The sequence below is a fragment of the Paenibacillus sp. FSL P4-0338 genome (genome assembly GCF_038002365.1).
GTDB lineage: Bacteria > Bacillota > Bacilli > Paenibacillales > Paenibacillaceae > Paenibacillus_AQ.
In genome coordinates this window covers 3,597,921-3,611,269 of record NZ_JBBOCG010000001.1, presented here as the reverse complement: position 1 = coordinate 3,611,269, position 13,349 = coordinate 3,597,921, and the positions used below count along the sequence as shown (strand labels likewise).

Below are 13,349 nucleotides of genomic sequence, written 5' to 3'. Positions count from 1 at the left end.
GTTCTGTAACCAATATACCGGAGACGGCAGCGTCTCAACTATCGATTTAGATGTCACTTTTATTACACGTCTGTAAGCTAAGTATCCGCCGTCAAAATAATCCGCACCACCGTTCCTTCACCAGCCGCCGATTCCAGCTCAAGCCGGTGCCCGAGACGGTCGGCGGACTCCTTCGTCAGATACAGTCCCATTCCTGTAGACTCCCGCAGCCCGCGCCCGTTGCTGCCGGTGAAGAAGGGGTCGAATACCCGTTTGAGATCAGACGCCTCAATACCAATGCCCCGGTCCTTAACCTCAATAACTGCCTCCGGTCCTCTTATATAGCAGGATATAGTGATTTTCCGGCCGGTCTCCGTATTAGCCGCCGCTGAATATTTGATGGCATTGTTCATAATTTGCGACAGCATGAAGAACAGCCATTTCTCATCGGTCTGGGCGGTAAGGCCGTGAGTTGGGGCTTGGACCTCGGGAAAGATATGGCTGCGGATGAACAGGCGTCTGTGATCATGGACCACCTCGTTCACCAGCTTCGGCAGGACGACAGGCCTGATGTGGAAATCCTTCTCAAAAGCCCGCAGCCTGGCCATATACAGAACGGTATGCAGTCCGCTGCGCATACGCTCCAGCTCCTCGCGGATGCTGGCAAACTCCGGCTCGTCCATATTCTGCACGGTCAGCTCGATGACTGACAAAGGCGTCTTCATCTGATGGACCCATTGGTCGATGAAAGTCAGATGCTGCTCCTGCTGCTGCTTCACCGCCGTCAGCTGCTGCTGATAGTAGCCGTATTGGGCATGCAGCAGCTGCTCCAGCGCTGTGGATACAGGGTGGTTCTCCAGCTTCTGAAAGGATTCGTCCAGCGTCTCCAGAGGTCTGCTGAGGCGAAGATAATAACGGCGCCTGCTGATATATTGGTAGATGAGATAGCAACTGAGGAAGAAGAAGCCAATAAAGACCGCATAGAGCGCGGTCGGCAGATCGCGGTAGCCGTCCAGCCAGTAAATGGACAGCATAGCACCGAATTGCACGATCTGCACAGCCAATAACAACATATGCTCACGGAGAAACAGCTTCATGGCTGGGCCCCTGACCAGCTGTTGTTCAGCCGGTATCCCGAACCCCTGACGGTAAGCACAGCATCCTCCATCCCCAGCTCCTGGAATTTCTTGCGGACCCGTGCGATATTCACGTTCAGCGTGTTCTCATCCACAAAAGCCTGCGGGTCCCATAGCTTCTCCAGCAGCGCTTCCCGGCTGGCAACCCTCGGGTAACGCTCCATCAGACTCTCAATGAGATCCGATTCCTTGCGGGTAAGAGGCACGACCGCCTGCCCGTACTGCAATTCAAGCCTTTCAGGATACAGAATCAGCCCTTCCTTCTCCAGCATCAGCTCCTCGCGCTTAGCCGCATATTCCCCGTAAGCGCGGCGGAGATGGCTGTGGATTTTGGCCAGTACAATCCCTGAGTGAAAGGGCTTCGTAATATAATCATCCCCGCCGTTCTCCAGCGCCATAATCTGGTCCATCTCCCCATCCCGCGCCGAAATGAACAGCACAGGACAAGTAGAGATCTTTCGGATCTGCCGGCACCAGTAATACCCGTCATAGCTGGGCAAATTCACATCCAGCAGCACCAGATCCGGCCTTACCTGTTCAAATTCTTGTAGCACCTGACGAAAGTCTTTGACCCTGCCCCCCTCATAACCATACTTCTCAATCGCTGACAGCAGCAGGTCTGCAATCTTCGGATCATCTTCCACGATCAGAATTTTGGACATCTCTAAGGCTCTCCTTATCTTGTTCAGTTAAGTACATATATAACACGGGTGAGGGAGTAAGGGAAGTTAGCGGGGAGGATGGTTGGAAGTCATAAAGAGTGGAAGTGCTATAACATTAGGCTCACTACCCGCAGCAGCAACTTTTATTTTAACCATTCTGTGCCTGGAGACAGACATAGAGGATCGTATACCATTTAGGTACCGGGAGTTAATGAGAGTATAACGGCCCGAGAGCTTTTTATGAAAGGAAACTATATGCTAAATCACCTGTTTTCACTTGCCAGACAACCTGTGCTCTGGCAACGAAGCGTTGAACCCTTTTGGAATGACGGGTATATCTCGAAGCAAATGCTGGAAGCTCATCTGAATCCGGACTGGGAAGCGGCGAGCCGCAGGCATAGCGATATTGACTGTTCAGTGAAGTGGCTTAGCCGTCTGATCCCGCCGGGAAGCCGTATTCTTGACCTTGGTTGTGGACCGGGGCTCTATACCAAGCGTCTCTTTGAACAGGGGTATAACGTAACGGGACTTGATTTCTCAAGACGTTCAATCGCCTATGTGTTCACGCAGAAGACGAATTGGAGTAAGCAGGCCAGTACCTCGTGGACGGTGCATCCAGACGGAGGTTTTTGGAATGCTGAACCGCATGTATGTCTCGAAGCGTCTTATTTCTTCGAGGGGCATACCGTGGAGGCCCGTCAGACCCTCATACTTGCCGATCATGAGCTGCATCATTATTTGATCTGGAACACGGTGTTTACACAGGAGACTCTTGCGGATGAAGTGTTGCCTTGGGGATTCCAACCGGACAGTGTTTACGATGATAGTTGCGGCAGTCCGTATACGGGGGGAGCAGACACGCTATGTTTTGTACTTAGGAAAGGATAATATGCATAGGAAAAGCAAGAAAAGAAGGGATATGCTCTTCTTTTCTTGCCTCGTCTAGTTACACGATATACGCCGAATGCTCTCTGTTACTCCCCTGATGCAGTAATCAGTTCATAGAGCTTATTCAAATTTGTCCTGAAATAGGTTGTGAAGTACCAAGCCCGGTATTTTTCAGGGATTTCGATCTCTTCAATACTCTGCTGATTCTGAACGGCTTCGGTCACGATGGCGATCATTCTGCTTATGTATCCCTTCACCGCATGAAGCTGTTGCAGGGAGCAGACCTCACCATGCCCTGGTACAATCGTCTCCACGTCCAGCGATTCAACCTGCTCCAGAATATACAGCCATTCCTGAGGATTGGCATTGGCTAGAACAGGGTGGTGGTTCGAGAGTACGAGGTCCCCGATAATGACAATTTTATCTTCCGGTAGGTACACAATAGCATCGCTCTGCGTGTGTCCTCCGCCATATGTAATGAGCTGCGCGCTGCGGTTGCTGCCATGAATGGTCATATGCCGGTCAAAAGTCACGCTCGGTACTGTATGAACCAGCTGCGGCAGCATGTTCACGAACTCACGGTCCGTTGCATTCTCCCAAGCCATTTCTTGCTTCAGCTTGCTATCTGTCTCCTGCTCGCCTTGCAATTCCGCTTCCCGGATCGCCTCTAGCATCTTCTCTCTGTTGTTCTGGTACTTGGCTACCCGGTCTCTGGCGAATGTATTCATCGTCTCACGGGTGCCTGATGTTGCAATCAGCTGAGCGTCAGGCACAAACACCTGATTGCCAGTAGTATGATCGCTGTGCCAGTGTGTGTTGATTACATAGGATACAGGGTTCCCTGTGAGATGCTCAGCAGCAGCCTTCAAATCCTGTGCTGCTTCCAGCGTCGCGAATGTGTCCACCACCAAAGTGAGTCCCCCCAGGTCAATAATGGCCGCGTTTGCGAGTGAGCCTGTGCCTGGAACCGCAACCGCTGCAACGGTGCTGTCTGCAATATATTGCAGCCGGAAATGCCTGGAGCCTTCAAATGATTCAATCCTGTTCAGCATAGTAATCTCTCCCTTCCAACATGGGAATATACTATACGCTACAAGAGTCCGCTAGACAATATTTTTTTCCATAAAGTAGGATGTGTAATGCTCCACCAATCTGGGATCAAAAGGTCAGATCGTTGTATTTTGTGTAGTCTCCCGCTCATACCAATACCCCGGAATTCCCCGCGCAAGACGCAGCAGCGCCTCCAGGAAGAAGTAATCGCCCCAGATCATGAAGTCATCCGGGGAGGCGTTGCCTCTGACCGAATAGGAGCCGTGCCGCAGAAATCCCTCTTCTGACGGGTGGCCTGCGGTGAAGTAGCGATTGATCAGCGAGTCCATGGATTTGTTCACGGCGTCACAGAAATAGTCCCGGTCGGGATCATTCTCCGGCAGATGCTCCAGCAGCTCTAAGAGACCGCATACGGTGATGGCAGAAGCGGAGCTGTCGCGCGGGGTGCCTTCCTGCTGCGGGGCATCGAAATCCCAATAGGCTACATGGTCGGCGGGGAGATGCTCCACGAAGTAGCGGGCCATTCTTTTGGAGGCTTCGAGGTAATGAGGCTCCTGGAAGCTGCGGTAGGCGAGAGCGAAGCCGTAGACACCCCAGGCCTGTCCCCTCGTCCAGGTGGAGCCGTCCTGATACCCTTGTGCCGTACCTCCACGAAGGGCATCCCCCGTCTGCTGGTCGAAATAAAAGGTATGGTAAGAAGAGTCATCGCCCCTCACCAGGAAGCGGCGGCTTGTCTCGGCGTGGATACGGGCAGCCCTGGCATAGACCGGGTCGCCGGTCTGTTCACTGGCCCAGCAGAGGAGCGGCAGATTCATCAGGCAGTCGATGATGATCCGTCCCCCGTTGTCTTTGTCGCCTTCGGGCCCCCAAGCCTGAAAGAGCTGCGGACAAGGACGCCAGCGCTTCATCAGCTGGTCCGCTGCCTGCAGGGCGAGCAGACGCGAGGCTTCATCCTTGTCTGCAATCCAGCGGGCCTTGGCCGAGAGAGAGTACAGGAAGCCGATATCGTGATGATCCAGTGCCTGCCCGTCCAGCATGCGCTGGTGGAAGGAATCGGTCGCCTGGATGGCGGCGGCATGAATCTCCGGGTCCCGGCTGTATTCATAGCTTAGCCATAAAATCCCAGGCCAGAAGCCCTCTGTCCAGTTGGTGTGGCCGGTCAGATGATATTTGCCGTCCCCCATACTTACAATCGGAAATCTCTCCCCAAATCGCTTCACATTAAGCCGCGTAGTCGTAAGTGTCTGCTCAATCGCCTGCTCCCAGTTCATACCCGCCATAACCTCCATAATATCGCTATAGTGTGCTTAACCCTATTATAAGCCGATCAAGCTGTAGGTTTGTTGCGCAAAACTATAGTTATATTGCGGATCTGCTATCAACGGAGCTGCCCGTAGACGCTCCAGCTGTTGACTAAATGACCGGCGGCGAACAGACAGGCCGAAACAATGAACAACCAGGACTGGAGCCAAACGCCAAGCAGCAGGAAATAGAGGGCCGGGAAGACGGCCATAGGAACGGGGATGCCCAGCCAGGGCTTGAACAGCGCCGTAAAAGCTCTCCCGCTCCGGAAATAGCGCACCCAGCCGCCGTAGTAAACCAGCAGGCAGAGTGCCATCAGTACAGCGGATACTCCCAGGGTCTGAGCAGAAATCAATCGGCCGAAAAGAATGGGTAGCATGAAGCAGGTAATCTGCCCTGCCCGCTCCAGGAGCGTGAAGACCAGCGGGGCGGAGTTCAAGGAGTCAGGAACACTCCGGGGCGGGAAGAATAGGAATATAAGATTCGGCAGTAATACGAGTAAAGAGATGATAAAACCCAGAGCATGTAGTCCCATCGCAGAAATCCGCCTTCCTCTGTGCAATGATAGTGGCCATACCTGACAAATACATAGCATATCTCTATAATTGCATTATATATCCTAGAGAGCCTGGAGCGGGAGGAAGACATGCAATTTCAACCTATATATGAAGATGGGGAATTAATAATGCCGAAGCTCGAGCTTGATCTGTCTGCGAACCCTTCGGTTGGTATTATCACAGATTTGAGGCGCAAGCAACTGTTAATGGAGCAATTGTCCCGGGATTCCGGCAATTATTTGTCATGGGCCGGGCAGAACGAATATATGCGGCTCACGGTAGAGGAGCTAATCTCGTTTCTGATCCGGATGTCGGGACGCGGGGAGCGGGCGGCTGTGTTAACTGATTATTTTGCGCTGAAGGAGGAACGTAAGGTCAGATTGATGCAGCTTAGCTCTTCGAAAAGGGTGTATGTGACCCTGCTGCGGGCTTTTTTCGCCCATCAGTCCACGCTCGTATTGGAGGAGCCGTTTTTCTATCTGGAGGAGCAGGACCGCCGCCAGCTGAAGCGGATACTGGATGATCTGTCGCAGCAGAAAAGGATACTCATTCTGACCTCGAATCTGGAGGATGCATTGATCTCCTGTGATGTCATCTACCGGCTGAGCGGGTCCGGGCTTCATCAGCTGGATATCCGCGATTCGGAAGAGGACAGGCAGGAGGCGCAGAAGCAGGATGAGGCCAACATCACCTTACAGAAGGTCTCGACCAAACGGGAGGATAAGGTGATTTTATTTGATCCGCCCGAGATTGATTTTATTGAAAGTGTGGAAGGCTCTATCCTGGTGCATGTCGGCGGTGAGCATTATGACTGTGCCTTGACCTTGACCCAGCTTGAAGCGCGGCTGCTGAACTTCGGCTTCTTCCGGTGCCACCGGTCTTACATCGTCAATTTGCAAAAGGTACGCGAGATCATTACCTGGACGAAGAACAGCTACAGTCTGCGGCTGAACACCGGCAAGGAGGCCGTGGTTCCGTTATCCCGCTCCAAATTGCCGGAACTTAAGGCGCTGCTTAAGCTGTAAAAGGTACCGTTCAGGCCGGAATGGGTACAATTCACCCGGTTTTGGTGGCTGAAAGGCTGGAATCCGGATAACGTTAAGCCATCAACAACTAAAGGATGTGGCGAGATGGCGGTTATTCAGGTAGAGCAGGTCCGCAAGACCTTCGGGGCTAGAGATGCGCTGACAGAGGTGTCCTTCAGTATTCCAAAAGGGGAGATTTTCGGGTTCCTCGGTCCGAGCGGTGCAGGCAAAACCACTTTAATCAAGATTCTGACTGCACAGCTGAAGCCGACTGGCGGAGCGGCCAAAGTATTCGATCAGCCGGCAGAGGCGATGCAGCAGTCGGCCCAGAAGATGCGTTTTGGCATTCTGACCGATAACAGCGGCCTGTACGAGCGGTTGTCCATAGAGGAGAATCTGGAGCTGTACCGGAAGCTGTATGATCTTCCCCGCTCTGCGGTGGATCAGGTGCTGCAGTTCGTTAATTTGAGCAGTGAGCGCAAGAAGAAAACAAACACGCTGTCCAAAGGGATGCGTCAGCGGGTGATGCTGGCCTGCGCCATTATCCATGAGCCGGAGCTGTTGTTCCTGGATGAGCCGACCTCGGCACTGGACCCTGTGAATTCAGCGCATATCTATAAAGGCTTACGTTATCTGAACGAGAAGGGCACGACCATCTTCATCACCACGCATGATATGGCGGAGGCGGAGCTGCTGTGTAACCGTGTGGCGATTCTCTATCAGGGACGTATCCAGACCATCGGCTCTCCACGGGAACTGAAGCGTCAGCACCGCGAGAACGTGATCCGGGTGGAGCTGACCAGCGGAGAGGCTCATGAGCTTCCGGTGGATGGGGACACGGCGGACCGGATCGCGGATTGGATGAAGCGGGGGCTCATTGAGCGGGTAGAGACGAAGGAACCGAGCCTGGGTGATATTTTTATCAAAATGACGGGAAGTGAGCTGCTATGAACATCTCCTATAAGCGGGCCAGCGCGATCTTTGTGAAGGATTACAAGGAATTCTCGCGCAATTATGCGCTGTCCATTATGCTGCTGTTTCCGATTCTGTTTGCGCTGCTGTTCAAAAGCGCAGGTACATCCTTGCCGGGAGCCGCCGGACTTCTGTTCAACAGTTCGTTTGTGCTGCTGACCTGCTTCGCTCAAGCCTGCCTGATTGCGGAAGAGAAGGAGCGTAACACGCTGCGGTCCCTTATGATGACTCCGGCTACTACAATGGATGTGCTCATGGGCAAAAGCAGTCTGGTCTTTGTCATGTCAGCGGTGGTTCTCACCATCTCTGCCTTGTTGTTTGGCTATGAGCCTGCAAATATAGGGGCATTTGTAGCCGCGATTGTTCTTTCCATTGTTCTCTACACGGCAGCCGGGACGATCTGCGGTCTCTATTCCAAAACCTTGCTGGATGCGTCCTTATCGATCATTCCTGTAGCCTTCATTTTCATGGGCGCACCGTCGGTAGCAATATTGGCGAAGGATTATCCAGTATTAGGAGTGCTGGACTACATGCCAAGCAGCCAATTAATACATTTGCTGAACCTGAGCCCTGCCGGTTATTCGGCGGCAGAGGTGTGGCCGCCTCTTCTGATCATTGCGGCGTGGACAGCCGTGCTGACGCTTGTGTCTGTGCTGCTGTACCAGAAGCGGCTCCGGGATGAATAGACTGGCGGTGCTGTGCGGATTGTGGCGCAGGCCGCGCCAAAGGCTGGATAGAACGCAAAGGAAGCCGCTCCGGGGAGGAGCGGCTTCTTGGTGTATAGGAATTGTGCTTGCACGCAGGCGTATGGCCCAAATGTATGCGGAAAACAGCATACATTGTGCTCGGATGCAGGCGCATAGCCCGAATGGTCATTTTATTCAGCTTGCTGTACAGCAAGCATCAGGCTTTTACACCATATTAGGAATCTCTACGGCAGGGTCTGTATCAGCTTCATAGTCTACGCCTTCGGTACGGAAGCCGAACAGATGGAAGAAGTCGTCCTGATAGCCTGCCAGATCCGCCAGCTCAGGCACATTATCGGTCTCCAGCTCATTCCAGCGTCTCATGACCTCGATCTGCACATCTTCGCGCATCTCCCAGTCGTCAATGCGGATCAGGTGGCTGCCGTCCGCAGCGGCTTCGCCGCCGTTATACAGATGGTCTGCGAACAGACGGTACATCTGCTGGATGCAGTTCTCGTGCAGCTCCTTCTCCTTCATGACTCTGTACAGGGCGGAGATATACAGCGGCACTACCGGGATCGCCGAGCTGGATTGGGTCACCAGTGCCTTATTCACAGATACGAAGGCCCGGCCCCCTGTGGCGGAGAGCTGATCGTTCAAGGCAATGGCGGTCTGCTCCAGATGGTTCTTCGCCTGGCCGATAGTTCCGTCCTTGTAGATAGGATGCGTAATCTTGGGTCCGATATAAGAGTACGCTACGGTAGTTGCTCCGTCAGCAAGCACACCGGCCTCCTGCATCTGGCTGATCCACATGCCCCAGTCTTCTCCGCCCATCACGGCTATGGTCTGGCGGACTTCATCCTCTGTAGCCGGTTCAATGGTAACGGTGGAGACTTCTCCGGTGTGGAAGTTCATCGTCTTGTTCGAGTAAGCTTCGCCTACCGGCTTAATAACCGAAGAGAACACCTCTCCGGTTACCGGATGGGTGCGGCGCGGGGAGGCCACGCTGTAGACGACCAGGTCAACGGTGCCGAATTCGGCCTTGATTAGTTCGATCGTTGTGGTCTTGACGGCGTCCGAGAAGGCATCGCCGACGATGCTGAAGGATTTCAGCCCCTGCTTGGCCGCTTCACGTTCAAAGGCAGCAGAATTGTACCAGCCTGCGGAGGCGGTGCGGGTGCCTTCAGCAGCCTTGTCGAAGAAGACGCCGATGGTGTTCGCGCCCGCGCCAAAGGCAGCGGCAATTCGCGAAGCCAGTCCATAACCTGTGGAAGCGCCGATGACCAGCACGTTCACCGGGCCGGTAAGCTTCTTTTGGGACCGTACATAATCGATCTGTTCCTGTATTTGTCCGGCACATCCCTCCGGGTGAGCTGTTGTGCAGATAAAGCCGCGTGTTTTTGGCTGAATAATCATCAAGGATATCCCCTTTGTTTTAGTTTTTAACTTTTTTCGTTAATATAGAGTATAGCAAATGATGGCATAGAAAGATAAGCCTTCAATATAATGAATAGCAATTTTGTAGGCCTGCCGCTAAGAAATTGCAACTTTTCCCAATCTGCAGCGTCAGTGGGTAGAGAGGCTACGGAGAATTTAGGGAGGGTCTGTAATGGGCAAAAGATTATCCGCACTTATACTGGCCGTGCTGCTCTTGGGCGGCTGCAGTGGAGGGGGTTCGGGCATGAATTACGCGGAGAGACAGGCTGCTGCAGCAGGGCTCGATTCGGGTCTGGCTGACAGCAGCAACCGGCTGGGCGTGAAGCTGTTCGGCCAGTTATGGAAGCAGGGGAGCGGGAACCTGACGATATCCCCGTACAGTGTCGCTACCGCTCTGGCCCTGGCTTATAACGGCAGTGCCGGAGAGACGGCAGAGGAACTCGGGAAGCTGCTGGGCTATGCGCCGGACGAACGGCAGAAGCTGAATACTGGCCATCAGTCATTAATGAAGCTCTTGAATCATGTAGGACCGGGCGTGGAGCTGAAGATCGCAAATTCGGTCTGGGGGATGAAGGGCCTGCCGCTGCGCAGGGAATATCTCAAGACCGGTGAGAACTTCTATGATGCGCAGATTAAGACTACGGACCTGGCGGCAGAGGAGTCTGTGAAGGAGATTAACGGTTGGGTAGCAGACCATACGGAGAACAAGATTCAGGAGATGCTCACGGAGCCGCCCGGACCGCTGGCTGTGGCTGTCCTTGTCAATGCGCTGTATTTCAAAGGCAACTGGACAGATGTGTTCGAGGAACAGGCTACGAAGCAGGCCGACTTTTATCCACTGGACGGACCGGCAGCGCAGGTAATGATGATGAAGCGGAGCGGTATGTTCGAGTATGCAGCTCATGAGGATTGGCAGGCGGTGAAGCTTCCCTACGGAGAGGGACAGCTGGAGATGGTAGTGGTCCTTCCGGGTGAGCAATCCTCTCTCTCGGAGCTTGTGGGTCAACTGGAGCAGGGAACTCTGCCGCTCGATGAGGATTTTTCCAGTACCCTGGGGACGCTGCTGCTGCCGAGATTCACGGCCAGCTATGGGACAGAGCTCTCCAAAGTGCTGCAGGCGCTGGGCGTGAAGCTTGCCTTTGATCCGAACCGGGGCGATTTCTCCCTTATGGCGGATCTGGACAGCCCGATTTTTGTGGAACAGGTCATCCACAAAACCTATATCGATGTGAACGAGCGGGGAACGGAGGCAGCGGCTTCCACTGTAATTGGTATGCTTACCGGAGCAGCAGCGCCCCCTGCAGATAAGCCCTTTGAAATGAATGTCAACCGGCCGTTCCTGTTCATGATCCGGGACACGCAGAGCGGAGCTGTGCTGTTCCTTGGGGCGATTGAGAATCCGCAGTGCACGGATTGAATTCAGGCTGGGATGAATTTCAAGCATTTACGCATAAATGATCCCTTCACAGGTCACAATAGGAAAAAACCAGAATGAAGGGATTAACGTGAATGCTTTTCGCCTGAAAAAACAACTGTGGCGGCGGTGGAGACGCTGGAAAAAAGCTCCCTGGGTAGGTGCGGCATGCCTCGTACTGACGTTGCTCGCCTGGCGCGGCATGCAGGTTCCGGAAGAGATCAGCACGCTGCTTAAATCTTCGTCATTCCTGAGCGGCAGCGCAGGGCAGAATCTGGAACCCGGAAGCAGCTTACCGGCTGTAGCCGCCCTATATAACCATACAGATGATGATGCCGAAGAGGATGCCGCCGTGTTGAACAGTCAAGAGCTGCTGAAGGCTGTGGGCAAGGAAGCCATCAGCAGAACAGTGCATCTCAAGACGCTCTATGTAGCCGGTGAAGAGGTACAGACCCTGCCGGGCAAGCAGACCCCGGCCCAGCTTAACGAGCTGATTGTCCGGCATGCGGGCTGGAGCGGCTGGATTAGCCGGGAAGGGGACCTGTGGCTGGAGCAGCGGGTCAATGACCTGTCGCCGCTGACCAAAAAAGAAGCCTACTTCGGGGTGGACGAGCAAGGCAACCTGACCTTGTTCCAAGGACCGCCCGAGGCGGAGCGGGTCATGAAGACCTTTTTCCAAATGGACATGGGCTCGATTAAATCCTCTTTACCCAAGGGGATCTGGGAGCAGCTTCATCAGGGCATCCGGGTGCAGGATCTGGAGGAGTACAACAGCGTACTCTCCACATTCAGCGACTATGCGCGGGATTCCTCTGAACAGGTGATGCATGCGGAGTGAGGGAGACTATGGTATTAGCAGCAGTAGCATGAAGACTCGTGGCGCACAAGTGGCCTGCGGGTCTTTGTTGTGTTTGGCATGGTTCATTTCCCCGGGGACAAAATTTTTGTCTCCCGGGGAATTTTTTTTGCTATAATGGGTGGAAGGAATACATATGTTCGCTTTAGGGCCGGAGGGATGGATGCAGTGGGCCTGCATCCGCAGGGTTATTCTGCCTTGGCGTCTATCCGAAAGTATCCGCCCGGGCATAGAGGAGAGAGAAGGATCTTGCGCATTTTGGGGATTGATCCGGGGCTGGCGATTGTCGGCTTTGGCTTCGTAGATAAGGTTGGCAACAAATTAACACCGGTCCAATACGGCTGTATCCAGACCGAGGCACATACCCCGGAAGAAGAGCGTCTGCTGCATGTCTATGAAGGCATGGTGCAACTGATTGATAAATATAAACCGGATGCGGTAGCGGTAGAGAAGCTGTTCTTCAGCCGCAATGTGACCACGGCCTTACCGGTGGCGCAGGCACGCGGGGTGCTGATTCTGGCAGCCGTACAGCGCGGGCTTCCGGTGGCAGAATACACCCCAATGATGGTGAAGCAGGCTGTAGTCGGTTACGGCAAGGCGGAGAAGAAGCAGGTGCAGGAGATGGTCAAGCTGCTCTTGAAGCTGACGGCTGTACCGAAGCCCGATGATGTGGCGGATGCGCTGGCGGTGGCGGTATGCCATGCCCATTCCGTGAGTCTTAATTCCAAATTAAATGAGGTATTGCGAAAATGATAGATTTTCTTAGAGGGCCGGTTGCGCATCTGGAGCCGGAATATGTTGTGCTGGATGTTCAGGGCGTGGGGTACCGGGTATTCTGCCCGAACCCGTATGCTTTTGCCAAGACTGAGGGTCCGGTGACTGTGTTCATTCATTATCAGACCCGCGAGGATGCTACGCTTCTGTTCGGATTCCCGTCGCGCGAGGAGCAGCGGCTGTTCCGCAAGCTTATTGAGGTATCGGGCATCGGCCCGCGTGTCGCGCTGGGCATTCTGACTGGCGGAACGCCGGATCAACTGATCGCGGCTATCTATCAGGAGAATATCACCTTCCTGACGAAGCTGCCGGGAATCGGCAAGAAGACGGCGCAACGGATGATTCTGGACCTGAAGGACAAGCTGGACGGCTTCGGCGGGGCAGCCTTACAGACGGGATTGTTCGCAGTAGCGGCTGAAGCGCAGAACAAGGCGGAGGCGCTCCCGTGGGAAGAAGCCAGAGATGCCCTGAAGGCGCTTGGTTACACCGATGCCGAGCTGGACCGGGTGCACTTGAAGATGAAGCAGGAAGGCACGGATACCGGACCGGTGGATGTGCTGATGAAGAAGGCGCTGGGGCTGCTGTATATCGCCAAATAGGTCCCAGAAGAA

The 13,349-nt window shown here is 54.0% G+C and carries 14 protein-coding genes; 8 read left to right on the top strand and 6 right to left on the bottom strand.

All coding sequences use genetic code 11. The annotated features are described in order from the left end of the window. Positions 1-77 precede the first annotated feature (77 nt). Entirely contained in the window at positions 78-1,076 is a 999-nt protein-coding gene (locus MKZ07_RS15860) for a sensor histidine kinase (RefSeq protein WP_036690575.1), read from the bottom strand. Further along, positions 1,073-1,777: a response regulator transcription factor gene (locus MKZ07_RS15855; protein ID WP_036690574.1), complete on the bottom strand. Its 705-nt coding sequence runs from the start codon at positions 1,775-1,777 to the stop codon at positions 1,073-1,075. The genes MKZ07_RS15860 and MKZ07_RS15855 overlap by 4 nt, the downstream gene beginning before the upstream one ends. Positions 1,778-2,032: 255 nt before the next feature. Here MKZ07_RS15855 and MKZ07_RS15850 point away from each other — a divergent pair, with 255 nt between their 5' ends. Then, entirely contained in the window at positions 2,033-2,665 is a 633-nt protein-coding gene (locus MKZ07_RS15850; RefSeq protein WP_162174433.1) for a class I SAM-dependent methyltransferase, read from the top strand. Positions 2,666-2,751: 86 nt separating this feature from the next. Here MKZ07_RS15850 and MKZ07_RS15845 read toward each other — a convergent pair whose 3' ends face one another. The 3 genes from MKZ07_RS15845 to MKZ07_RS15835 all read right to left on the bottom strand — a co-directional run bounded on the left by MKZ07_RS15845 (position 2,752) and on the right by MKZ07_RS15835 (position 5,552). Beyond that, a complete protein-coding gene (locus tag MKZ07_RS15845) occupies positions 2,752-3,717 on the bottom strand; it encodes an MBL fold metallo-hydrolase (RefSeq protein ID WP_341026481.1) in 966 nt (321 codons plus the stop codon). Positions 3,718-3,831: 114 nt separating this feature from the next. Further along, positions 3,832-4,986: a glycoside hydrolase family 88 protein gene (locus MKZ07_RS15840; protein WP_036690569.1), complete on the bottom strand. Its 1,155-nt coding sequence runs from the start codon at positions 4,984-4,986 to the stop codon at positions 3,832-3,834. 107 nt (positions 4,987-5,093) lie between these two features. After that, positions 5,094-5,552, bottom strand: a complete 459-nt coding sequence (locus tag MKZ07_RS15835) for a hypothetical protein (RefSeq protein ID WP_036690568.1) — start codon at positions 5,550-5,552, stop codon at positions 5,094-5,096. 150 nt (positions 5,553-5,702) lie between these two features. Here MKZ07_RS15835 and MKZ07_RS15830 point away from each other — a divergent pair, with 150 nt between their 5' ends. The 3 genes from MKZ07_RS15830 (at position 5,703) to MKZ07_RS15820 (ending at position 8,257) form a co-directional block, all read left to right on the top strand. Next, positions 5,703-6,599, top strand: a complete 897-nt coding sequence (locus MKZ07_RS15830) for a LytTR family transcriptional regulator DNA-binding domain-containing protein (protein ID WP_235218328.1) — start codon at positions 5,703-5,705, stop codon at positions 6,597-6,599. A gap of 105 nt (positions 6,600-6,704) precedes the next feature. Then, positions 6,705-7,550 carry an ABC transporter ATP-binding protein gene (locus MKZ07_RS15825; RefSeq protein ID WP_036690565.1) on the top strand — a complete coding sequence of 282 codons (846 nt, stop codon included), beginning with the start codon at positions 6,705-6,707 and terminating at the stop codon, positions 7,548-7,550. Then, on the top strand, positions 7,547-8,257 hold the full coding sequence (locus tag MKZ07_RS15820) for an ABC transporter permease (protein WP_036690563.1): 711 nt from the start codon (positions 7,547-7,549) through the stop codon (positions 8,255-8,257). The genes MKZ07_RS15825 and MKZ07_RS15820 overlap by 4 nt, the downstream gene beginning before the upstream one ends. A gap of 225 nt (positions 8,258-8,482) precedes the next feature. On the opposite strand, the gene fabV is transcribed toward MKZ07_RS15820, so the two are convergent. After that, positions 8,483-9,673, bottom strand: coding sequence for an enoyl-ACP reductase FabV (fabV, locus tag MKZ07_RS15815; protein ID WP_036690562.1), 1,191 nt, complete (start codon positions 9,671-9,673; stop codon positions 8,483-8,485). A 193-nt stretch (positions 9,674-9,866) separates the two neighbouring features. Here fabV and MKZ07_RS15810 point away from each other — a divergent pair, with 193 nt between their 5' ends. From MKZ07_RS15810 to ruvA, 4 genes are all read left to right on the top strand, one after another. Continuing rightward, positions 9,867-11,111 carry a serpin family protein gene (locus tag MKZ07_RS15810; RefSeq protein WP_341026476.1) on the top strand — a complete coding sequence of 415 codons (1,245 nt, stop codon included), beginning with the start codon at positions 9,867-9,869 and terminating at the stop codon, positions 11,109-11,111. Between the two features lie 88 nt (positions 11,112-11,199). Beyond that, a complete protein-coding gene (locus MKZ07_RS15805) occupies positions 11,200-11,946 on the top strand; it encodes a BofC C-terminal domain-containing protein (RefSeq protein WP_036690561.1) in 747 nt (248 codons plus the stop codon). Between the two features lie 267 nt (positions 11,947-12,213). Beyond that, the gene (gene ruvC, locus MKZ07_RS15800) at positions 12,214-12,717 is read left to right on the top strand and encodes a crossover junction endodeoxyribonuclease RuvC (RefSeq protein ID WP_036690559.1); all 504 of its coding nucleotides are present in this window, start codon (positions 12,214-12,216) and stop codon (positions 12,715-12,717) included. Then, positions 12,714-13,337: a Holliday junction branch migration protein RuvA gene (gene ruvA / locus MKZ07_RS15795; protein ID WP_036690557.1), complete on the top strand. Its 624-nt coding sequence runs from the start codon at positions 12,714-12,716 to the stop codon at positions 13,335-13,337. The genes ruvC and ruvA overlap by 4 nt, the downstream gene beginning before the upstream one ends. Positions 13,338-13,349 lie beyond the last annotated feature (12 nt).

What these genes read in the sequence shown, in the direction of transcription:
- MKZ07_RS15835 (WP_036690568.1), bottom strand. Translation starts at nt 5,552, where the DNA reads ATGGGACTACATGCTCTGGGTTTTATCATCTCTTTACTCGTATTACTG.
- MKZ07_RS15845 (WP_341026481.1), bottom strand. Translation starts at nt 3,717, where the DNA reads ATGCTGAACAGGATTGAATCATTTGAAGGCTCCAGGCATTTCCGGCTG.
- MKZ07_RS15855 (WP_036690574.1), bottom strand. Translation starts at nt 1,777, where the DNA reads ATGTCCAAAATTCTGATCGTGGAAGATGATCCGAAGATTGCAGACCTG.
- MKZ07_RS15860 (WP_036690575.1), bottom strand. Translation starts at nt 1,076, where the DNA reads ATGAAGCTGTTTCTCCGTGAGCATATGTTGTTATTGGCTGTGCAGATC.
- fabV (WP_036690562.1), bottom strand. Translation starts at nt 9,673, where the DNA reads ATGATTATTCAGCCAAAAACACGCGGCTTTATCTGCACAACAGCTCAC.
- MKZ07_RS15810 (WP_341026476.1), top strand. Translation starts at nt 9,867, where the DNA reads ATGGGCAAAAGATTATCCGCACTTATACTGGCCGTGCTGCTCTTGGGC.
- ruvA (WP_036690557.1), top strand. Translation starts at nt 12,714, where the DNA reads ATGATAGATTTTCTTAGAGGGCCGGTTGCGCATCTGGAGCCGGAATAT.
- MKZ07_RS15850 (WP_162174433.1), top strand. Translation starts at nt 2,033, where the DNA reads ATGCTAAATCACCTGTTTTCACTTGCCAGACAACCTGTGCTCTGGCAA.
- MKZ07_RS15825 (WP_036690565.1), top strand. Translation starts at nt 6,705, where the DNA reads ATGGCGGTTATTCAGGTAGAGCAGGTCCGCAAGACCTTCGGGGCTAGA.
- MKZ07_RS15830 (WP_235218328.1), top strand. Translation starts at nt 5,703, where the DNA reads ATGCCGAAGCTCGAGCTTGATCTGTCTGCGAACCCTTCGGTTGGTATT.
- MKZ07_RS15820 (WP_036690563.1), top strand. Translation starts at nt 7,547, where the DNA reads ATGAACATCTCCTATAAGCGGGCCAGCGCGATCTTTGTGAAGGATTAC.
- MKZ07_RS15840 (WP_036690569.1), bottom strand. Translation starts at nt 4,986, where the DNA reads ATGAACTGGGAGCAGGCGATTGAGCAGACACTTACGACTACGCGGCTT.